Below are 21317 nucleotides of genomic sequence, written 5' to 3' on the forward strand. Positions count from 1 at the left end.
CCAAATAAAAAAGGCCCCGCGAAGACTGCGGGGCCTTTCGGCTCGAAGCCCGTGGGTGCCTGAACTTAGGCAGCCGCCGGGACGACGATGACCAGATGCTTCTTGTCCGCGCCCTTCGTCGCGAACTTCACGTGACCGTCGACCAGCGCGAACAGGGTGTGATCCTTGCCCATGCCGACGTTCTCGCCTGCGTGCATGCGCGTGCCGCGCTGACGCACAATGATGCCGCCGGCATTGATTGCCTGGCCGCCGTACACTTTCACGCCGAGACGTTTCGACTCGGAGTCGCGGCCGTTCCGGGAAGAGCCGCCTGCCTTTTTGTGTGCCATCTGATTGCTCCTTAACCGAGGCGCTTACGCGTTGATCGCGTCGATGCGCAGCTCAGTGTAGTTCTGGCGGTGGCCGCCGTGCTTTTGGTAGTGCTTCCGGCGACGCATCTTGAAGATGGTGACCTTGGCGTGACGACCGTGCGACACAACGGTGGCCTTGACGGAAGCCCCACTGACCAGCGGCGTACCGAACTTAATCGATTCGCCTTCGCCCACTGCGAGAACCTGGTCGAGCGTGATTTCAGCGTCAATGTCAGCCGGTATCTGTTCTACTTTGAGTTTTTCGCCAACGGCAACCTTGTACTGCTTGCCGCCGGTTTTTATGACCGCGTACATTGAGAACCTCACTCTGGATCCAATTTTTCCGCACACCACGCGCGGAAAACACGTGATTATACATGGGGTTAGCACCGAAGTCAAAACCGATCGACGATTGCCGTACGCCGGCCTCGGCCGGACGGTCAAAATCGCGGCTGCAGCGCGTCCGACAGACCGGGATATCTCGGATTCGACTTATAATCCGCGGCATCACCCAATTCCATCATCATGTCGTCGTCCACCGCCTCCCCCACCCTCAGCGCCGCCCACCTGCTCGCTCCGATCACCAGCGACATGGAGCAGGTGAATCGCGTTATCCGGCAAAGCCTCGCGTCCGACGTGCTGCTGATCAACCAGATCGCCGAGTACATCATCGGCGCGGGCGGCAAGCGGCTGCGTCCGGCATTGCTGCTGCTCGTCGCCGGTGCGCTAGGCGAGACGTCGCACCAGCGGCACGTGCTGGCCGCCGTCGTCGAGTTCATCCATACGGCCACGCTGCTGCATGACGACGTCGTCGACGAATCCGAGCTGCGCCGCGGCCGCCAGACCGCCAACGCGCTGTTCGGCAACGCGGCGAGCGTGCTGGTAGGCGATTACCTCTATTCGCGCTCGTTCGAAATGATGGTCGGCGTCGGCAAGATGCGCGTGATGGAGATCCTGTCCGAAGCGACGACGATCATTTCCGAAGGCGAGGTGCTGCAGCTCCTCAACATGCACGACGCGGACGTCGACGAAACGCGCTACATGCAGGTGATCCGCTACAAGACGGCCAAGCTGTTCGAGGCGTCGGCGCGCCTGGGCGCGGTGCTCGCCGGCGCCGATGCGCCGACCGAAGCCGCCGCCGCCGAATACGGCCGCCGGATCGGCACCGCGTTCCAGATCATGGACGACTGGCTCGACTACGCAGGCACCGTCGAGGCGATGGGCAAGAATGCCGGCGACGACCTGCGCGAAGGCAAACCGACGCTGCCGCTCATCTATCTGATCGAACGCGGCACGCCGGAACAGTCGGCGCTCGCACGTGAGGCGATCGAACAGGGCGGCACCGATCGCTTCGACACGATTTTCGAAGCGATCACGCGTTCGGGCGCGCTGGATCACACGCTCGAATGCGCACGTCAGGAAGCGCAGGCGGCAGCGGCAGCGATCGCCGCGTTCCCCGATTCAATCTATAAGGAGAGCCTGCTCGCGCTGTGCTCGTACTCGACGTCGCGGCAGTCGTAACCGCATTGCGTGCATCGTCACCACTGCGGCGACGATGCACGTTCGACACGGTGCGATTCCCCCGTCTCGAAAAATTTCTTCACCAAGGTATTCCATTTTCGAAGAAACGTCGTTATAGTTATGTTCTTGCTCGACGACGCAGCGGTCTTGAAGAAGACTGCGAAATCGGAAGAGTCCAAATCGGGGTGTAGCTTAGCCTGGTAGAGCGCTACGTTCGGGACGTAGAGGCCGGAGGTTCGAATCCTCTCACCCCGACCAGATTTTTAAAAAACCGTGCACTGCGTGCACGGTTTTTTTTTCGTCCGGCCGCTGCGGGCCCATCGTGTCGCGCACGACACATCGCGGTCGCCGGCCTCTGCTATATTCCCTCCATTCCTGTCCTTCACTGCCCTTTCCGACGCGTGGACCAAATTCCCTTATGGGCGCAAATCGGCGCCGTCTTCCTGCTTCTCCTCTGTTCCAGTTTCTTCTCCATTTCCGAGACCGCGATGATGGCGCTCAATCGCCATCGGCTGAAGCATCTCGCCGGCCAGGGCGCACTCGGCGCGAAGACCACCCAGGGGCTTCTCACACGTACTGACCTGCTGCTCAGCGTGATCCTGATCGGCAACAACCTGTTCAACACGATCATCCCGGTCCTGACGACGTCGCTCGCGCTGCATACGTTCGGCCGCAACAATCTCGCGCTGTCGATCGCGACCGGCATCGTCGCGTTCCTGATCATCGTGTTCGCGGAAATCGCGCCGAAGATCGTCGGCGCGACCTTCCCCGAACGCATCGCCCTGCCCGCGAGCCTCGTGATCGCGCCGCTGATGCGCGTGTTCAAGCCGGTCGTCTGGTTCGTCAACGCGCTCGCGAACGGCGTGCTGTGGGTGCTGCGCATCAACACGAAGAAGGGTCGCGACCAGCGGATGTCGGCCGACGAGCTGCGGGCCATCGTGCTCGAGTCGAGCAGCTTCATGCCGACCAAGCACCGCAGCATCCTGCTCAACCTGTTCGACCTCGAGAACATCACGGTCGACGACGTGATGGTGCCGCGCCGCCAGATCGAGTCGCTCAACTTCTATGCGCCGCTCGACGACGTCCTGCACCAGCTCGAAACCTGCTATCACAACCGGCTCGTCGTCTACGAGGGCGACATCGACAAGGTGCTCGGCGTGCTGCACGTGCGCAAGACGCTGACCGCGCTGCACAACCAGGAGTTCGACCGCGAAACGCTGCGCTCGCTGCTCGCCGAGCCGTACTACGTGCCGTCGGGCACGCCGGTGGTTCAGCAGCTCCAGTATTTCCAGGAGACCCGGCAGCGTACCGCGCTCGTCGTCAACGAATACGGCGAGCTCGAAGGGCTCGTCACGCCCGAAGACATCATCGAGGAGCTGATCGGCGAATTCACGACGTCGATGCCGCGCAGCGAACGCGCGGGCGGCTGGGACGAGAACGGCGAATGCATCGTCACGGCCGGCATGCCGCTGCGCGAACTGAACCGCTGGTTGCACCTGAAGCTGCCGACCGACGGGCCGAAGACGCTGAACGGGCTGATTCTCGAAACCCTCGAGGAAATTCCGGAAGACGACGTGTGCCTGAAAATCGGCGACGTGATGCTCGAGGTGATGCGCAGCGACGACCAGGCCGTGCGCACCGTCAAGCTCTTCAAGCCGCGCGGCACGCGCACTGCGCGCACCACCGCATTACGCTAGCCGAACGGCCGACTGCCGGCGCCGCCCGCAACGCGCGACCATCTGCAGGTCACGTTCAACAGGCGGCCGACGCGCCGGCTCACATGCATTTCCCCCCTCCCGGGGCGCCGCTGCGCACGCAGCCGCCGCCCGCCCACTCCGATGCGTCGCCCGCCGCCGCACCACACGCGCTCGACGCGGCCCAGCTCGACGACGCACCGGCCGTGCGGCTGCTGGCCGACACGCTTCACGCGGCACGCGTGCGCGACGCATCCGACATCCACGTCGAACCGTTCGAAGCCGGCTGGCGCATCCGCCTGCGCATCGACGGCGTGCTGCACGAACATGCGCGGCCGCCGTTACACCTGCGCGACGCGCTCGTTACGCGGATCAAGGTCCTCGCGCGCATGGATATCGCCGAGCGGCGGCTGCCGCAGGACGGCAGGCTGCGCATCGCGATCGACGGCGGCACGCGCGGCGACTACCGCGTCAGTTCGCTGCCCACGCTGTTCGGCGAAAAGCTCGTGCTGCGTCGCCTCGAAACGCTGCCGCCCGATCTCACGCTCGCCCGCCTCGGCTTCGACGCGCAGCAGGCAGCGGCGATGGAAGCCGCGATACGCGCACCGCACGGCCTCGTGCTCGTCACGGGCCCGACCGGCAGCGGCAAAACGCTGTCGCTCTACTGCGCGCTGCAGATGCTCGATCGCGACGCGCACAACGTCTGCACGGTCGAGGATCCCGCCGAGATCCAGCTCGACGGGATCAGCCAGGTCGGTGTCGCCGAAAAGGCAGGGCTCACGTTCGCGACAGCGCTGCGCGCGCTGCTGCGACAGGATCCGGACATCATCATGGTCGGCGAGATTCGCGATGCGGAGACGGCCGACGTCGCGATCAAGGCGGCACAGACCGGCCATCTCGTGCTGTCGACTCTGCACACGAACGACGCGCCGGCCGCCGTCGCGCGGCTGCTCGACATCGGCGTCGCGCCGTACAACCTCGCGGCCACGCTGCACCTCGTCACCGCGCAGCGCCTCGTCCGGCGCTTGTGCGTCGCCTGCCGCGTGCACTCGGACGCATCGGCACGCGTGCTGCGGGAAGCCGGCTGCGACCCGGCGGCCCTGGCAGCCGGATGGCGGCCGTTCGTCGCGCGCGGCTGTTCCGCATGTCACGGTATCGGCTATCGCGGCCGCATCGGCCTGCATCAGACGATGCCGGTATCGCCCGCGCTGGCGGAACGCATCGTCGCGCGGGCGAGCGTCGGCGAACTTGCGCAATGCGCGGCGGCTGAAGGCGTGCGCAATCTGCGCGACGCGGCCTTCGCGCGTGTACTCGACGGCACGACGAGCATCGCTGAAGCCGTCGCCGCGACACCGGCGGCCTGAGCATGCGCACACCGCCGCGCGAAACCCGCTTCGCGTGGCGCGGCCGCCGCCGTGACGGCACGCCGCGCCGCGGGACCGTCATCGCCTTCGACGCCGCGGCTGCGCGCACCGCGCTCGCGCGCGACGGCATCGCGGTGCTGTCGCTCGACGTCCGCGGGCCGGCCCGGCCGCCGACGGCCGGCGCACGCGACATCACGCGCTTCACGCGCCAGCTCGCGAGCCTGCTGCAGGCAGGGCTGCCGCTCGCGCCGTCGCTCGAAATGCTCGCGCGCACGCGCACGCGCGACGGCGTGCCGCGCATCGCCGCGGGCCTCGCCCGCGAGATCGTCGGCGGGCAGCGCTTCGCCGATGCGCTCGCGCGCTATCCCGCGCAATTCGGCACGCTGTATCGCCAGCTGATCGAGGTCGGCGAAGCGTCCGGCTCGCTCGGCATCGTGCTGACACGGGTCGCGGAACACCGCGAGCGCGCGGACGCGCAGTGGCGCAAGCTGCGTGCCGCGCTCGCGTATCCGGCAGCCGTCATCCTGTTCGCGCTAGCGATCTCGGCTGCGTTGACGGTGTGGGTCGTGCCGACGTTCCGGCAGATCTTCGACGGTTTCGGCACTGCGCTGCCGGCGCCGACCCGTGCACTGCTTGCGTTGTCCTCCGCGCTGTCGGCGTGGGGCGGCGTGCTCGTGGCCGGTGCCGCGGCAACGGGGCTTGCCGTCCATCACGCACTTCGGCGGTCGGCGCCGCTGCGCCATGCGCTCGCGCGGCGCCTGTTGCACGCCCCGCTCGCAGGCAGCGCGCTCACGCGGTTCGCGGCCGCACGCTGGTGCCGCTCGCTTGCGACGCTGCTCGGCGCCGGCGTGCCGCTTACCGATGCCTTCGCCACGCTCGAGCGCACGGCCGGCCATCCGGTGTTCCAGCAGGCCACCGCGCATATCGCGGCACGCGTGCTGCGCGGCGTGCGTCTCGCCGATGCGATGCAGTCGGCCGGCTGCTTTCCGGACGACGTCGTGCAGCCGATCGCCGTCGCCGAGGAGACCGGCACGCTCGACACGATGCTCGCCGACCTCGCCGCGCTGTGCGAACAACAGCTCGACGCGCGTCTCGATACGCTCGCGGCGCTCGGCGAACCGCTGATCGTCATCGTACTGGGTGCACTCGTCGGCGGCCTCGTGATCGCGATGTACCTGCCCATCCTTCAGCTCGGCAACGTGGTGTAGCATCGCAACCGATTCTGTCGCCTTTTAGTCCGAACCTTGAGCCTCATGACGCCCGCGCCCCTGTCCGCCGTTCCCGATTCGCCCGAGAGCACGCTGCTCGCGCTGGCGATGCTGCCGCCCGCGTTGCAGTATGCGTTCGCGGTCGTCATCGGCCTTTGTGTCGGCAGCTTCCTGAACGTGGTCGTGCACCGGCTGCCCGTGATGATGCAGCGCGCGTGGCAGGCCGAGATCGCCGAAGCGACCGGCAACGCCAGCACCGCCCCCGACGACGGTTATCCGCCGCGCTACGATCTGTGGCGCCCGCGCAGCGCATGCCCGCATTGCGGCCACGTGCTGCGCGCATGGGAAAACATCCCGTTCGTCAGCTACCTGATATTGCGCGGGCGCTGCCGCCGCTGCGGCCACGCGATCGGCATCCGTTATCCGCTCGTCGAACTCGCGTGCGCACTGCTCGCCGCCGGCTCGCTCGCGGCGTTCGGCCCGACCGTCGCCGCGCTTGCCGCCTTCGCGCTGTGCGCTGCGCTGCTGGCAATGAGCGCGATCGATATCCGCACCGGTTACCTGCCCGATTCGATGACGCTACCGCTCCTCTGGGCCGGGCTCGCGCTGAACCTCGGCGGCACGTTCACGTCGCTGCGCTCGGCCGTGATCGGCGCAATGGCCGGCTACCTGTTCCTGTGGTCGATCTACTGGCTGTTCAAATGGTTGCGCGGCATCGAGGGCATCGGCTTCGGCGACCTGAAGCTGCTCGCCGCGCTCGGTGCGTGGATGGGCTGGGCCGCACTGCCGCAGGTCGTGCTGTTCGCCGCGGTGACAGGCGCGATCGTCGGGCTCGTCGCGACCTGGCGCGGCCGCATGCGCTTCGAGGAGCCGATCCCGTTCGGCCCGTTCCTCGCGGCGGGCGGCGTCGCGACGCTGTTTTTCGGCACCCCTTTCTACGCGGCGCTCGGAGGCTGACATGTTCGCAGTAGGACTCACCGGCGGCATCGGCAGCGGCAAGACGACCGTCGCGGACCTGTTCGGTGCCCGCGGCGCATCGCTCGTCGATACCGACCTGATCGCCCATCGCATCACCGCGCCGGGCGGCCTCGCGATGCCTGCGATCGAACAGGCATTCGGCCGCAGCTTCGTTGCCGCGGACGGTTCGCTCGATCGCGCGAAGATGCGCGCACTGATTTTCAGCGACGACGACGCGCGCCGGCGCCTCGAAGCGATCACGCACCCGCTGATCCGCGCGGAAACCGATCGCGACGCGCGCGAAGCGCAGGGCCCGTACGTGATGTTCGTCGTGCCGCTGCTCGTCGAGTCGGGCAACTGGAAGGCGCGCAGCGATCGCGTGCTCGTCGTCGACTGCCCGGTCGAAACGCAGATCGCACGCGTGATGCAGCGCAACGGGTTCACGCGCGAGCAGGTCGAGGCGATCATCGCAAGACAGGCGACGCGCGAAGCCCGTCTCGCGGCGGCCGACGACGTGATCGTCAACGACGCGGCGACGCCCGATGCGCTCGCCGCGCAGGTCGATGCGCTGCACCAACGCTATCTCGGGTTCGCGGCCGCCGCACACTGACCCTCGTGCGCGAGCGTGATGGTGTACGAAATTGGTGCGTTGCTAGGGTAGAGAGTGAGCATTAGAATGTGCTGCATTGTTTCAACTCCTACCCTAGAGGCGAGCGCGCTTGATTCTTTACGAGTATCCGTTCAACGAGCGAATTCGCACGCTGCTGCGCCTCGAAGACTTGTTCGAGCGCTTCGCGTTCTTTTTGGCTCAGGAGGACCCGCGTGAACACCACGTCGCGCTGACGACGCTGTTCGAAATCGCCGAGGTAACCGGCCGCGCGGACCTGAAATCGGATCTGATGAAGGAGCTCGAACGTCAGCGCCAGACGCTCGCCCCCTTTCGCGGCAATCCGGGCATCGAGCAGAACGCGCTCGAAGCCGTGCTCGGCGAAATCGAGCAGACGCTCGCGAATCTCGCGCAGATGCAGGGCAAGACCGGGCAGCACCTCATCGACAACGAGTGGCTCGCCAGCATCCGCAGCCGCGCGGTGATTCCCGGCGGCACCTGCAAGTTCGACCTGCCGTCGTACTACGCGTGGCAGCAATGGCCCGCCGAGCAGCGGCGCCAGGACATTGCGAAGTGGATCATGCCGATGCTGCCGCTGCGCGACGCCGCGTCTATCGTACTGCGCCTCGCGCGCGAATCGGGCCAGGCGTCGAAGGTCATGGCGATGCAGGGCAGCTACCAGCAGATGCTGTCCGGCCGCACGTACCAGTTGATGCAGGTGCGCGTGCCGCCGGAGTTGCGCGTCATTCCCGAAGCGAGCGCGAACAAATACATGCTGTGGGTACGGTTCACCATGCAGGACGGCGATGTGCGGCCGCGCGCGGTGGACATCGACGTACCGTTCCATCTGACACTGTGCAATCTGTAACGGCCGCGTGCCGGATCGACGCTTTCGTATGACTACCGTTGTGAAATGCCCGTCCTGCGGCGCCGAAGTGCGCTGGGCCCCTGAAAATCAGTTCCGCCCGTTCTGTTCGGCTCGCTGCAAGCAGCTCGACCTCGGCGCCTGGGCTGCGGAAAAGTACCGGATCGGCGGTACGTCCGACGAAGGCCCTTCGTCGGAAGAAGACGGCACGGACGACCGCCGCGACAGCTGAGCGGCGCGCGGCACCGCCCGCCGGCGATATGGCCCGCCTTTCAGGCAGGCCGCCGCGGCATCATTGCGACGCCGCTTCCTTCTCGAGCAGCTCGAGCACCGGCAGCGCCGCCGGCAGCAGCGGCGCGACGTCGACCGGCAGTTGCTGCCACACGAACGCCTGCCCTTCCTTGCTGTGCGGCTCGCCGGTCCAGCCCGTCACCTTGCAGAAATAGAGCCGCACGTACGCGTGCGGATAATCGTGCTCGAGCGTGTGCCAGCGGTGGCTGGCCGTGACGACGACGCCGAGTTCCTCGTGCAGTTCGCGCGCCAGCGCGTCCTCGACGCTCTCGCCGGCCTCCAGCTTGCCGCCCGGAAACTCCCAGTAGCCTTCATACGGCTTGCCCTGCAGCCGCTGCGCGAGCAGGTAACTACCATCCGGCTGCACCATCACCCCGACCGCGACTTCCGTCACCTTGCGGCCATCCGGCGCGCGCACGGCGCCTTGTGCGAGATCCGTGCTCATGCCTGCTCCTTGCGACCCGACCAGTCACGCGCGAATTGCCACGCAACGCGTCCCGACCGCGAACCGCGCTCGAGCGCCCACACGAGCGCGTCACCGCGTGCGGACTCGATCTCCGCATCCGCGCAGCCGAAATGACGCAGCCAGTGCGCAACGATGCCGAGGTAGTCGTCCTGCTTGAACGGATAGAAGCTGACCCACAGGCCGAAGCGCTCCGACAGAGAGATCTTCTCCTCGACGACTTCGCCGGGGTGAATCTCGCCATCCGGGAGATGCTTGTACGACTCGTTGTCGCTCATGTACTCGGGCAGCAAATGGCGGCGGTTCGACGTCGCGTAGATCAGCACGTTGTCCGACTGCGCGGCGATCGAGCCGTCGAGCGCGACTTTCAGCGCCTTGTAGCCCGATTCGCCTTCCTCGAACGACAGGTCGTCGCAAAACACGATGAACCGCTCGGGACGCTGCGAGATCAGCTCGACGATGTCGCCGAGGTCGTGCAGGTCGTCCTTGTCGACTTCGATCAGACGCAGCCCGTCCTTCGCATACGCGTTCAGGCACGCCTTGATCAGCGACGACTTGCCGGTGCCGCGCGCGCCCGTCAGCAGCACGTTGTTGGCCGGCTTCTGCTGCACGAACTGCCGCGTATTCTGTTCGATCAGCCCTTTCTGGCGATCGATGTTGTGCAGGTCGCCGAGCGTGATCGACGATACGGCCGGCACCGGCTGCAGGTAGCCGCGCCCCTGGCGCTTGCGCCAGCGGAACGCGTGGGCGGCGGTCCAGTCGACGGCCGCCGGCGCGGGCGGCAGCATCCCCTCGAGACGGCCGAGCAGCGCTTCCGCGCGCGTCAGAAAGTGTTCAAGCTTGTCCATGTCGTTCGAACGCTCCCGATCAGGAACGGTAATCCGCGTTGATGCTCACGTAATCGTGCGACAGGTCGCACGTCCACACGGTGGCCTGCGCATCGCCGCGGCCGAGCAGCACGCGAATCGTGATTTCGCTCTGCTTCATCACGCGCTGGCCATCCTCTTCCTGGTAGGCCGGATTGCGGCCGCCCGCCTTCGCGACGAGCACGTCGTCGAGATAGAGGTCGATCTTGCCGACGTCGAGATCCGCGACGCCCGCATAGCCGATCGCCGCGAGAATCCGGCCGAGGTTGGGGTCGGATGCGTAGAAGGCCGTCTTCACGAGCGGCGAATGGCCGATCGCGTATGCGATCTGGCGGCATTCGGCAACGCTCTTGCCGCCCTCGACCTGCACCGTCATGAATTTCGTCGCGCCTTCGCCGTCGCGCACGATCAGTTGCGACAGCACCTGCGCGACTTCCGTCACCGCATCGCGCAGCGCCGCATAGGCCGGCGAATCGGTCGACGTGATCGCGGGCAGCGTGCTCTTGCCCGACGCGATCAGGATGAACGAGTCGTTGGTCGACGTGTCGCCGTCGATCGTGATGCAGTTGAACGAGCGATCGGCGACTTCCTTCACGAGCGTGTCGAGCACCGGCTGCGCGACGTTCGCATCGAACGCGAGGAAGCCGAGCATCGTCGCCATGTTCGGCTTGATCATGCCGGCGCCCTTGCTGATGCCCGTCAGCGTGACCGTGTGGCCGTCGATCGCGACCTGGCGCGACGCAGCCTTCGGCAGCGTGTCGGTCGTCATGATCGCCTGCGCGGCGTCAAACCAGTTCGCGGCCTTGCGGTTCGCGAGCGCGGCCGGCAGGCCGGCCTTCAGGCGATCGATCGGCAGCGGCTCGAGGATCACGCCGGTCGAGAACGGCAGCACCTGCGCCGGCTCGATGCCCGCGAGGCGCGCGAGTTCCGTGCAGGTCTCGCGTGCGTTCACGAGGCCCGGCTCGCCGGTGCCGGCGTTCGCATTGCCCGTATTCACCACGAGCGCGCGAATGCCCGCGCCGCCCGCGCGCACCTTCGCCAGATGCTCGCGGCAGACGGTGACCGGCGCGGCGCAGAAACGGTTTTCGGTGAACACGCCCGCGACCGTCGCCCCTTCGTCGACGGAGATGACCAGCACGTCCTTGCGATTCGGCTTGCGGATGTTCGCTTCCGCCCAGCCGAGCGTGACGCCGGCGACGGGATGCAGTTGGGCGGGATCGATCGACGGAAAATTGACAGCCATGGGGCACACCTGCCGGATGGAAAATGCCGGCACACGCCGGCATCGATTGGAAGAACCGGCGGCCGCACGCGCGGGCCGCCGCAACTCACATCAGCACTCGAAGCTGCGAACGAAGCGGCGCGCGTGACGCGCGCCGCCGTCGATCATGACAGCTTCCCGTGACAGTGCTTGTACTTCTTGCCGCTGCCGCACGGGCACGGATCGTTGCGGCCGACCTTCGGCAGCTCGCCGCCAGGGCCGCCGTGGGCCATTGCGCTGCCGACCATGTCGGCCGTCGCAGCAGCAGCCGCAACGGCCGCCCCGCCGGCCACCGGTGCGGCGGCTTCGGCAAACTCGGCGTGCTGGTACTCGACGTTCTCGAGATGGCCGCTGCGCTCCTCGATCTGCTCGGCCGCTTCCTCGAGCTGCTCCGGCGACTGGATCTGCACGTTCATCACGATCCGCGTGACTTCCTGCTTGATCGCGTCGAGCATCGCGGCGAACAGCTCGAACGCTTCACGCTTGTATTCCTGCTTCGGGTTCTTCTGCGCATAGCCGCGCAGGTGGATACCCTGGCGCAGGTGGTCGAGCGCCGCGAGGTGTTCGCGCCACAGGCGGTCGACCGTCTGCAGCATCACCGAACGCTCGAACGCGCTGAACGATTCGCGGCCGACCATCGCGACCTTTGCGTCGTACTGCTCGTCGGCGGCCGTCATCACGGCGTCGAGAATCTCCTCGGCCGTGATCGACGTCGACTCGTTCACCATTTCCTGGATCGCGAGGTCGAGCTGCCAGTCGTTGCGCAGCGCTTCCTCGAGCTCGGGCACGTCCCACTGCTCCTCGATGCTGCCTTCCGGCACGAACTGGCGGACGACTTCGGCAGTCACGCCGTGGCGCATCGCGGTGATCGTCTCGGTGATGTCGTGTGCTTCGAGCAGTTCGTTGCGCTGCTGGTAGATGACCTTGCGCTGGTCGTTCGACACGTCGTCGTATTCGAGCAGCTGCTTGCGGATGTCGAAGTTGCGCGCTTCGACCTTGCGCTGCGCGGATTCGATCGAACGCGTGACGATGCCGGCCTCGATCGCCTCGCCTTCCGGCATCTTCAGGCGATCCATGATCGAGCGCACGCGATCGCCCGCGAAGATGCGCAGCAGCGGATCGTCGAGCGACAGGTAGAAGCGCGACGAGCCCGGATCGCCCTGGCGGCCCGCACGGCCGCGCAGCTGGTTGTCGATCCGGCGCGATTCGTGGCGCTCGGTGCCGATGATGTGCAGGCCGCCCGCGGCCTTCACCTGCTCGTGCAGCGTTTCCCACTCGTCGTGCAGCTGCTGGATGCGGCGCGCCTTTTCGTCGGCCGGGATCGCTTCGTCGGCCTCGATGAAAGCGGCCTGCTTCTCTGCGTTGCCGCCGAGCACGATGTCGGTGCCGCGGCCGGCCATGTTGGTCGCGATGGTGACGCGCTTCGGACGCCCGGCCTCCGCGACGATCGCGGCTTCACGCTCGTGCTGCTTCGCGTTCAGCACTTCGTGCGGCAGCCCGGCCTGCTTCAGCAGGTGCGACAGCAGCTCGGAGTTCTCGATCGACGTCGTGCCGACCAGCACCGGCTGGCCGCGCTCGTAGCAGTCGCGAATGTCGCGGATCACCGCGTCGTAGCGCTCCTTGGCCGTCTTGTAGATCTGGTCCTGCTTGTCGATCCGCTTCGGCGGACGGTTGGTCGGGATCACGACGGTCTCGAGACCGTAGATCTCGTTGAATTCGTACGCTTCGGTGTCCGCGGTACCCGTCATGCCCGCGAGCTTCGCGTACATCCGGAAGTAGTTCTGGAACGTGATCGATGCGAGCGTCTGGTTCTCGCTCTGGATCTTCACGTGTTCCTTCGCCTCGACGGCCTGGTGCAGGCCGTCGGACCAGCGGCGGCCGGCCATCAGGCGGCCCGTGAATTCGTCGACGATGACCACCTCGCCGTTCTGCACGACGTAGTGCTGGTCCTTGTGGAACAGCGTGTGGGCGCGCAGCGCCGCGTACACGTGGTGCATCAGCGTGATGTTCTGCGGCGCATACAGGCTCTCGCCATCGCCGATCAAGCCCCATTCGGCGAGCAGCCGCTCGGCCTTCTCGTGGCCCGATTCCGTCAGGAACACCTGGCGCGACTTCTCGTCGAGCGTGTAGTCGCCCGGCTTCTCGACGCCCGTGCCGTCGGCCTTCTCCTCGCCGATCTGGCGCTCGAGCAGCGGCGGCAGCGCGTTCATCCGCACGTACAGTTCGGTGTGGTCCTCGGCCTGGCCCGAGATGATCAGCGGCGTGCGCGCCTCGTCGATCAGGATCGAGTCCACTTCGTCGACGACCGCGAAGTTCAGTGCCCGCTGCACGCGCGCGTCGGTCTCGTAGACCATGTTGTCGCGCAGGTAGTCGAAGCCGAACTCGTTGTTCGTACCGTACGTGATGTCCGCCGCGTAGGCTTGCTGCTTCTGGTCGTGCTCCATGCCGGACAGGTTGATGCCGACCGACAGACCGAGGAAGTTGTAGAGGCGCGCCATCCATTCGGCGTCGCGCTGCGCGAGATAGTCGTTGACGGTCACGACGTGCACGCCGCGGCCGGCCAGCGCATTCAGGTACACGGGCAGCGTCGCGACGAGCGTCTTGCCTTCGCCGGTGCGCATTTCCGCGATCTTGCCGTAGTGGAGCACCATGCCGCCGATCAACTGCACGTCGAAGTGCCGCATCTTCAGCACGCGACGGCTCGCCTCGCGGCAGACCGCGAACGCTTCGGGCAGCAGTTTGTCGAGCGACTCGCCGGCCGCGACCCGCTGGCGGAATTCATCCGTCTTGCCGCGCAACTGGTCGTCCGTCAGCTTCTCGATCTGCGTTTCGAGCGCATTGATCGTCGTGACGGTCTTTTGGTATTGCTTGACGAGCCGCTGGTTGCGGCTGCCAAAAATTTTCTGGAGAAAACCGGTTGTCATCGGATCGGATCCTGCGTCGCAGCACCGGCGCCCGGCGCGTGTTGCGCGCCCCGACACCCGAGCCTCGGCGGCTTAGCGAATTAGTGGACTCAAACGACGAATTTTAGCACGCGGGGACGCGTGCGCCCGCGTCTCGGCCGGACGGGCATTGCGTGCCGAGGCCGCGCGGGCGGGGTGAAAGCCGCCCGTGCACGGGCCGGCGCGGGTACAATCGGCATCAACGTCCGCGCGCGTGCGCGCCCGAAGAATGCCTCGATGAACCGATTTTCCAAGCGTTTCGGCCCACTCGCCCCGCATCGCCCGCAACCCGTGTCCGAAGTGCTCGGCCGCACCGACGCGTTCACTGCGCTGCGCGCCGGCGTCGAGCAAATCGCGTCGCTGCAGCGCGATCTGTCCGCGCTCCTGCCCGACTATCTTGCGAATCATGTCGAACCGGGCTTCGTCAAGGACGGCACCCTGACCCTCTTTGCCGCGCACAATGCGCTGGCCGCGCGGCTGCGGCAGGTCGAACCGCGGCTGCTCGGCGATCTCCAGAAGCGCGGCTGGCCCGTCGCGACGCTGCGCGTGCGCGTGCGTCCGAAGGACGCGCCCGAGCCGCCGCACGTGAAGCAGGCGCGGATGACCTCGGTCGGTGCCGCCGCATTGCGCGACCTCGCCGACCACCTCGAACCGTCGCCGCTGCAGGCCGCGCTCGCGAGGATGGCGGCACGGCACGGCGCGAAATCGCCGCGCTGAGCGCGCCGCCAGCGGCGGCCGGCCAATAAAAAAACGGCCCGCAGGCCGTTTTTTTATTGCCGATGCCGAACGCCGGTCAGGCGAACGCAGTCTGCGCGTCGAATGCGAAGCCGCTCGGCGCGGCTTGCGGATCGTCGAACGTGACGATCTCGTATGCATCTTCGTGCGCGAGCAGCTCGCGCAGCAGCGCGTTGTTCAGCCCGTGCCCCGACTTGTACGCGGTGTACGACGCCAGCAGCGGATGGCCGACCACGTACAGGTCGCCGATCGCGTCGAGCATCTTGTGCTTCACGAACTCGTCGTCGTAGCGCAACCCGTCGTTGTTCAGGATCCGGTACTCGTCGAGCACGATCGCGTTGTCCATGCTGCCGCCGCGCGCCAGGCCGAGCTCGCGCATCATTTCGACTTCATGGGCGAACCCGAACGTGCGTGCACGAGCGATCTCGCGCACGTACGACGTGTTCGCGAAATCGACCTCGAGCTCCTGGCCGGTCTTGTCGACGGCCGGGTGACGGAAGTCGATCGTGAATTTCAGCTTGAAGCCGAAAAACGGATCGAGACGCGCGAACTTGTCGCCATCGCGGATTTCAACCGGCTTCGTCACCTTGATGAAGCGCTTCGGCGCGTTCTGCTCCTCGATGCCGGCGGACTGGATCAGGAACACGAAGGACGCAGCGCTGCCGTCCATGATCGGGATTTCCTCGGCCGTTACGTCGACATACAGGTTGTCGATGCCGAGCCCCGCGCACGCCGACATCAGGTGCTCGACGGTCGACACGCGCGCGCCATCCTTCTGCAGCACCGACGCGAGCCGCGTGTCGCCGATCGACATGGCCGATGCGGGAATATCGACGGGCGTGGGCAGGTCGACGCGCGAGAAGACGATGCCCGTGCCGGGCGCCGCCGGACGGAGCGTCAGTTCGACCTTGCGGCCCGAGTGCAGACCGATACCCACGGTCTTCACGATCGATTTGATGGTGCGCTGCTTCAGCATGGTGTTCTTCGTCTTGATTGAAGATATCAATCAGGAGTTATATTCGATAGATGGGATTATAGCGTAATTCCCTATTCAACGCTGTTTGAAACTGCGTATCAATCTGTTTCGGCAGTTTACCCGCGCCGATACGGGACGGGCCGATGCCCGGAACGGAGGCGTTTCCGGTCATCGGCCCGTGTTACAACTGTCCTGGGGCCGGTGAGCAGCGTTGCCGGCAGGCAACGGCGCACCGCACGATCAGGACGTCAAGGTCGCGAGAACACTCGCCGCATCGCTCACTTCGAATTTGCCCGGCGCCTCGACGGCCAGCGTCTTGACCACACCGCCGTCAATCACCATCGCGTAGCGCAGGGAACGAATTCCCATGCCACGCGCGGACAAATCCTGCGTCAGCCCCAGCGCATGAGTGAAAGCCGCGCTGCCGTCCGCCATCATGCGCACCTTGCCCGCGGTGTGCAGATCACGTCCCCATGCGCCCATCACGAATGCGTCGTTGACGGACACGCACCAGATCTCGTCGATACCCGCCGAGCGCAGTTGCCCGGCGTGTTCGACGTAGCCCGGTACATGCTGCGCCGAGCAGGTCGGCGTGAAAGCGCCCGGCAATCCGAAGATCACCACCCGCTTTCCCGCAACCTGGTCGCGCACACTGAAGGCATTCGGCCCCAGCGTGCACCCTTCGCGCGCGTCGTCGATGAACTCGAACAACTGCGCGTCGGGCAGCGCGTCGCCCACTTGAATCATGGCTGGTCCCTCATAGCGATACGGTTTTTCAGCGTGTTGCGGACAGCACGGCCCATCCCGCCCCGCCGAAGCGAAGAGGGCACGTTTCCCGGCCCGGCGTCGCATCCGACGCGGCCTGTCGTGGTCCGCAGCATCCGTCACGCCGGCGATACCGCGGCGATACCGCCGCGGCTTCGCCTGTGTTTGCGTCAGTCAGCCTGCTTGCGCAGGAAAGCCGGGATGTCGTACGTGTCGACACCCTTCTCCTGCAGCGCCTGCACGTGCGATGCCGCGGTTTCGCGCGAATTGCGCCACACCGCCGGCGTATCGAGCGCGCCGTAGTCGGCCGTGCTGACGTGATGCGGCTGCGCATAGCCGTGCGACACCGCGCTGACCGGCTGGTTGTCCGTACCCGTGCGCAGCAGCGTCATCGGAGCCGACTGCTGCTTCTTCGCCGCACGGCCCAGACCCGTTGCCACGACCGTCACGCGCAACGCATCGCCCATCGCGTCGTCGTACACCGCACCGAAGATCACCGTGGCATCTTCCGCCGCGTAGCTCTTGATCGTGTTCATCACTTCACGCGTTTCCGACAGGCGCAGCGAACGGCTCGACGTGATGTTGACCAGCACGCCGCGCGCGCCCGACAGATCGACGCCTTCGAGCAGCGGGCTCGCCACGGCCTGTTCCGCCGCGAGGCGTGCGCGATCGACGCCGGCGACCGTCGCCGTGCCCATCATCGCCTTGCCCTGCTCGCCCATCACCGTCTTCACGTCTTCGAAGTCGACGTTCACGAGGCCGTCGACGTTGATGATTTCGGCGATGCCTGCGACCGCGTTGTTCAACACGTCGTCCGCGCACTGGAAGCACTTGTCCATCTCGGCGTCGTCGCCCATCACGTCGAACAGCTTGTCGTTCAGCACGACGATCAGCGAGTCGACGTGATCCTCCAGTTGCTGCGAACCTGCTTCGGCGACGCGCATGCGCTTGCCGCCTTCGAACTCGAACGGCTTGCTGACGACACCGACCGTCAGGATGCCCATCTCTTTCGCGATCTGCGCGACCACCGGCGCCGCGCCCGTGCCCGTACCGCCGCCCATGCCGGCCGTGATGAACACCATGTGTGCGCCGCGCAGTGCATCGGCGATGCGCTCGCGCGCTTCTTCCGCTGCCGCACGGCCCATTTCCGGCTTCGCACCGGCGCCGAGGCCCGTGTTGCCAAGCTGGATCACCGACGATGCGCGCGAACGCGACAGCGCCTGGGCGTCCGTGTTCATCACGATGAAGTCGACGCCCTGCACGCCGCGGTTGATCATGTGCTGGACGGCATTGCCGCCAGCGCCGCCAACGCCGACCACCTTGATGATGGTGCCGTTGGTCTCGGTTTCCAGCATTTCGAATTCCATGTTGCCTCCGTCAAGAGAATGACTGCTAATCGGCCGTTATTCGGCAGGAGATCGGGCAACCCCCTGTCGCGCGCCAGCCGCCGGCACCGGCGCGAATTTCGATTCGGTTCGTCAGAAGTTGCTCAGGAACCATTCCTTCATCCGCGAGAACACCTGCCCCGCGTTGCCGGACTGCACGGCGACCTTGCGGCCGCGCATGCGCTGAGCACTGCCTTCGACGAGCAGCCCCATCGCCGTCGAGTAGCGCGGATTGCGCACGACGTCGGAGAGGCCGCCTGCATACTCCGGCGCGCCGATGCGCACCGGTTTCAGGAAAATATCTTCGCCGAGCTCGACCATGCCCGGCATCATCGCGGCACCGCCGGTAATGACCACGCCGGAGCTCAGCAGTTCTTCGTAACCCGACTCGCGCACGACCTGCTGCACGAGCGAGAACAGCTCCTCGACGCGCGGCTCGATCACGGCCGCGAGCGCCTGGCGCGACAGCGTGCGCGGGCCGCGTTCGCCGAGACCCGGCACTTCGACCATCTCGTCCGGATCGGCGAGTGCCTGCTTCGCGATCCCGTAGCCGACCTTGATGTCTTCCGCATCCGGCGTCGGCGTGCGCAGCGCCATCGCGATGTCGCTCGTGATCTGGTCGCCGGCGATCGGAATCACCGCGGTATGGCGGATCGCGCCTTCGGCGAAGATCGCGATGTCCGTCGTGCCGCCGCCGACGTCGACCAGCACCACGCCGAGATCCTTCTCGTCTTCCGTCAGCACGGCCAGCGACGACGCGAGCGGCTGCAGGATCAGGTCGTTCACTTCGAGCCCGCAGCGGCGCACGCACTTGACGATGTTCTGCGCGGCGCTCACCGCGCCCGTCACGATGTGCACCTTCACCTCGAGCCGGATGCCGCTCATCCCGATCGGCTCGCGCACGTCTTCCTGGCCGTCGATGATGAATTCCTGCGTAAGGATGTGCAGCACCTGCTGGTCGGTCGGGATGTTGATCGCCTTCGCGGTCTCGATCACGCGCGCGACGTCGGTCTGCGTGACTTCCTTGTCCTTGATCGCGACCATCCCGCTCGAGTTGAAGCTGCGGATGTGGCTGCCCGCGATCCCCGTGAACACGTTGGTGATCTTGCAGTCGGCCATCAGCTCGGCTTCCTCGAGCGCGCGCTGGATCGACTGCACGGTGGCCTCGATGTTGACCACCACACCTTTCTTCAGACCCTTCGACTCGCTCTGGCCGAGGCCGATCACCTCGTAGTGACCCTCGCCTTTCAGCTCGGCGACGATGGCCACCACCTTCGACGTGCCGATGTCGAGGGAAACCAGCAGATCCTTGTAGTCTTTGCTCATAAAGTGCTCTTGCGTGTGATCTCTCGTTACTTCTTGCGCTTGTCGGTATCGGTCAGGAACCGCATGCCTGCCGCGCGAATCGCGAATCCGTTCGGATAGCGCAGGTCCGCGTACTCGATGTCGTTGCCCCAACGCTCCGTGACGGCCGGCCAGGCCGCGACAAGGCGCTGGCTCCGGTCATGCAGCGTGTCGCTGTTGCGCTCCTTGCCCAGTTCGACCTGCATGCCGTTCGACAGCTTCACCGTCCACGCGTACCGCGCCGACAGCGTCACTTCTTCCGGCGCCGCCTTCAGCGGCGCAAACCATTTCCCGAAGTCGCGATACCGCGTGACGACTTCCTTCGCACTGCCCTCCGGGCCGTCGAACGCCGGCAGTTCCTTGTCCAGTTCGCCCTGGTTCGCGGTGAACAGCTCGCCGTCGACGCTCACGAGCTGGTCGCTGCCCCAGGTCCCGAGCGGTTTGTACTCCTCGAGCGTGACAGCCAGCGCATTCGGCCACACCCGGCGCACGCTCGCGTGCCGCACCCACGGCATCTGCTCGAACGCGGCGCGCGCGGTATCGAGATCGACCGTGAAGAAATTGCCCTTCAGCCGGCCGACCACGCCCGCGCGCACCGTCGGCGAGTTGATGTGCTCGGTGTCGCCGTCGATCCGGATTTCCCGCAGCGCGAACGTCGGGCGCTGGATCAGCCAGTAGCAGCCGGCCGCCGCCAACACGAGCAGCAGCAGCGCGTACAGCGCGCTGGCGGCAAGGTTGAGTTGGCGAACGTTGTTCCACATACGTCGTTTCGTTCCTGCGTCAGTCGTTGAGCGTGAGCGACAGCACCTTCACGACCAGCTCCGAATAGCTGATGCCGACCGCGCGCGCGGCCTTCGGCGGCAGCGAGTGGTCGGTCATCCCGGGGGCCGTGTTCACTTCCAGGAAATACGCATTGCCGGCCGCGTCGAGCATGAAATCCGCGCGGCCCCAGTCGGTGCAGCCGAGCACGTCGAACGCGCGGCGCGCGATGCGCTTCAGCTCCGCTTCCTGTGCGGCCGGCAGGCCGCACGGGATCAGGTACTGCGTATCGTCGGCGACGTACTTCGCGTGGTAGTCGTAGAACTCGCCCGCCGGCACGATCTTGATCAGCGGCAGGTCGAGATCGCCGGCGATGCATGCGGTGTATTCGCCGCCGCCCTCGATGCTCTTCTCGACGATCACGATCTTGTCGTGCGTCGCGGCTTCCTCCAGCGCGGCCGGCAGCGCGTCGGCCGTCTTCACCTTCAGCACCGCGACGCTCGAGCCCTCGCTCGCCGGCTTCACGAACAGCGGCAGGCCGAGCTTCGCGACGATGTCGGTGGCACGCGCCGCGAGATCGTCGCCGCGCATCACCGTCTCGAACGGCGGCGTCGGTACGCCCGTCTGCTGCCACACGAGCTTCGTGCGGAACTTGTCGAGACCAAGCGCCGACCCGAGCACGCCGCTGCCCGTGTAGCGGATCCCGTAGAAATCGAGCGCGCCCTGGATCTGGCCGTTCTCGCCGTAGCCGCCGTGCAGCGCGTTGAACGCGCGCACGAAGCCTTCGTCCTTCAGCGCCGACAGCGGCCGCTCGGCCGGGTCGAACGGATGCGCATCGACGCCCGCGTCACGCAGCCCCTGCAGCACGAGGCGGCCCGAGGTGAGCGACACCTCGCGCTCGGCGGATTCGCCGCCGAACAACACCGCCACCTTGCCGAAACGTTTCGGATCGATCCCGCTCATG

21 protein-coding genes and 1 tRNA gene are annotated in these 21317 nt (G+C 66.3%); 10 read left to right on the forward strand and 12 right to left on the reverse strand.

Annotation, left to right across the window (positions count from 1 at the left end; translation table 11 throughout):
* Window positions 1–65: 65 nt before the first annotated feature.
* Together rpmA and rplU are read right to left on the reverse strand one after the other, a co-directional pair.
* Window positions 66–329, reverse strand: coding sequence for a 50S ribosomal protein L27 (gene rpmA / locus DM992_RS01110; RefSeq protein ID WP_006476999.1), 264 nt, complete (start codon window positions 327–329; stop codon window positions 66–68).
* 24 nt (window positions 330–353) lie between these two features.
* The gene (gene rplU / locus DM992_RS01115; protein WP_006025184.1) at window positions 354–665 is read right to left on the reverse strand and encodes a 50S ribosomal protein L21; all 312 of its coding nucleotides are present in this window, start codon (window positions 663–665) and stop codon (window positions 354–356) included.
* A 210-nt stretch (window positions 666–875) separates the two neighbouring features.
* Here rplU and DM992_RS01120 point away from each other — a divergent pair, with 210 nt between their 5' ends.
* The 9 genes from DM992_RS01120 (at window position 876) to DM992_RS01160 (ending at window position 8798) form a co-directional block, all read left to right on the forward strand.
* A complete protein-coding gene (locus DM992_RS01120; RefSeq protein WP_034182656.1) occupies window positions 876–1871 on the forward strand; it encodes a polyprenyl synthetase family protein in 996 nt (331 codons plus the stop codon).
* A 181-nt stretch (window positions 1872–2052) separates the two neighbouring features.
* Window positions 2053–2129, forward strand: a tRNA-Pro gene (locus DM992_RS01125).
* A 143-nt stretch (window positions 2130–2272) separates the two neighbouring features.
* Window positions 2273–3568 carry an HlyC/CorC family transporter gene (locus tag DM992_RS01130; protein ID WP_111015367.1) on the forward strand — a complete coding sequence of 432 codons (1296 nt, stop codon included), beginning with the start codon at window positions 2273–2275 and terminating at the stop codon, window positions 3566–3568.
* An 83-nt stretch (window positions 3569–3651) separates the two neighbouring features.
* Complete coding sequence (locus tag DM992_RS01135; protein ID WP_111015368.1) at window positions 3652–4929, forward strand: ATPase, T2SS/T4P/T4SS family; 1278 nt, start codon at window positions 3652–3654, stop codon at window positions 4927–4929.
* A gap of 2 nt (window positions 4930–4931) precedes the next feature.
* On the forward strand, window positions 4932–6137 hold the full coding sequence (locus DM992_RS01140) for a type II secretion system F family protein (protein ID WP_111015369.1): 1206 nt from the start codon (window positions 4932–4934) through the stop codon (window positions 6135–6137).
* A gap of 45 nt (window positions 6138–6182) precedes the next feature.
* Window positions 6183–7094 (forward strand): A24 family peptidase, encoded by a 912-nt coding sequence (locus DM992_RS01145; RefSeq protein ID WP_111015370.1) that lies wholly within the window; start codon window positions 6183–6185, stop codon window positions 7092–7094.
* A gap of 1 nt (window position 7095) precedes the next feature.
* On the forward strand, window positions 7096–7704 hold the full coding sequence (gene coaE / locus DM992_RS01150; RefSeq protein ID WP_111015371.1) for a dephospho-CoA kinase: 609 nt from the start codon (window positions 7096–7098) through the stop codon (window positions 7702–7704).
* 109 nt (window positions 7705–7813) lie between these two features.
* Window positions 7814–8569, forward strand: a complete 756-nt coding sequence (zapD, locus tag DM992_RS01155) for a cell division protein ZapD (protein ID WP_034182650.1) — start codon at window positions 7814–7816, stop codon at window positions 8567–8569.
* Window positions 8570–8597: 28 nt separating this feature from the next.
* Window positions 8598–8798, forward strand: coding sequence for a DNA gyrase inhibitor YacG (locus tag DM992_RS01160; RefSeq protein WP_111015372.1), 201 nt, complete (start codon window positions 8598–8600; stop codon window positions 8796–8798).
* 60 nt (window positions 8799–8858) lie between these two features.
* Here DM992_RS01160 and DM992_RS01165 read toward each other — a convergent pair whose 3' ends face one another.
* The 4 genes from DM992_RS01165 to secA all read right to left on the reverse strand — a co-directional run bounded on the left by DM992_RS01165 (window position 8859) and on the right by secA (window position 14371).
* Window positions 8859–9302, reverse strand: a complete 444-nt coding sequence (locus tag DM992_RS01165) for an NUDIX domain-containing protein (protein WP_111015373.1) — start codon at window positions 9300–9302, stop codon at window positions 8859–8861.
* Window positions 9299–10168, reverse strand: a complete 870-nt coding sequence (locus DM992_RS01170; RefSeq protein WP_111015374.1) for an ATP-binding protein — start codon at window positions 10166–10168, stop codon at window positions 9299–9301. The genes DM992_RS01165 and DM992_RS01170 overlap by 4 nt, the downstream gene beginning before the upstream one ends.
* Window positions 10169–10187: 19 nt before the next feature.
* Window positions 10188–11429, reverse strand: coding sequence for a bifunctional glutamate N-acetyltransferase/amino-acid acetyltransferase ArgJ (gene argJ / locus DM992_RS01175; protein WP_111015375.1), 1242 nt, complete (start codon window positions 11427–11429; stop codon window positions 10188–10190).
* 143 nt (window positions 11430–11572) lie between these two features.
* On the reverse strand, window positions 11573–14371 hold the full coding sequence (secA, locus tag DM992_RS01180) for a preprotein translocase subunit SecA (RefSeq protein WP_111015376.1): 2799 nt from the start codon (window positions 14369–14371) through the stop codon (window positions 11573–11575).
* 255 nt (window positions 14372–14626) lie between these two features.
* On the opposite strand from secA, the gene DM992_RS01185 reads away from it, so the two are divergent.
* Window positions 14627–15106, forward strand: coding sequence for a DUF721 domain-containing protein (locus DM992_RS01185; RefSeq protein WP_111017761.1), 480 nt, complete (start codon window positions 14627–14629; stop codon window positions 15104–15106).
* Window positions 15107–15182: 76 nt separating this feature from the next.
* Here DM992_RS01185 and lpxC read toward each other — a convergent pair whose 3' ends face one another.
* The 6 genes from lpxC to DM992_RS01220 form a co-directional block, all read right to left on the reverse strand.
* Window positions 15183–16100 (reverse strand): UDP-3-O-acyl-N-acetylglucosamine deacetylase, encoded by a 918-nt coding sequence (gene lpxC, locus DM992_RS01190; RefSeq protein ID WP_105389884.1) that lies wholly within the window; start codon window positions 16098–16100, stop codon window positions 15183–15185.
* Window positions 16101–16340: 240 nt separating this feature from the next.
* Window positions 16341–16847, reverse strand: coding sequence for a peroxiredoxin (locus tag DM992_RS01195; RefSeq protein WP_072436389.1), 507 nt, complete (start codon window positions 16845–16847; stop codon window positions 16341–16343).
* A 188-nt stretch (window positions 16848–17035) separates the two neighbouring features.
* Entirely contained in the window at window positions 17036–18232 is a 1197-nt protein-coding gene (gene ftsZ / locus DM992_RS01200) for a cell division protein FtsZ (protein ID WP_006477012.1), read from the reverse strand.
* 111 nt (window positions 18233–18343) lie between these two features.
* Window positions 18344–19576: a cell division protein FtsA gene (ftsA, locus tag DM992_RS01210; protein WP_034182640.1), complete on the reverse strand. Its 1233-nt coding sequence runs from the start codon at window positions 19574–19576 to the stop codon at window positions 18344–18346.
* 26 nt (window positions 19577–19602) lie between these two features.
* Complete coding sequence (locus tag DM992_RS01215; protein ID WP_034182639.1) at window positions 19603–20355, reverse strand: cell division protein FtsQ/DivIB; 753 nt, start codon at window positions 20353–20355, stop codon at window positions 19603–19605.
* Between the two features lie 19 nt (window positions 20356–20374).
* Window positions 20375–21316 carry a D-alanine--D-alanine ligase gene (locus tag DM992_RS01220; RefSeq protein ID WP_111015377.1) on the reverse strand — a complete coding sequence of 314 codons (942 nt, stop codon included), beginning with the start codon at window positions 21314–21316 and terminating at the stop codon, window positions 20375–20377.
* Between the last annotated feature and the right edge of the window lies 1 nt (window position 21317).

This window comes from Burkholderia sp. JP2-270, from assembly GCF_003233675.1.
In the GTDB taxonomy this organism is placed as follows: Bacteria; Pseudomonadota; Gammaproteobacteria; order Burkholderiales; family Burkholderiaceae; genus Burkholderia; species Burkholderia pyrrocinia_C.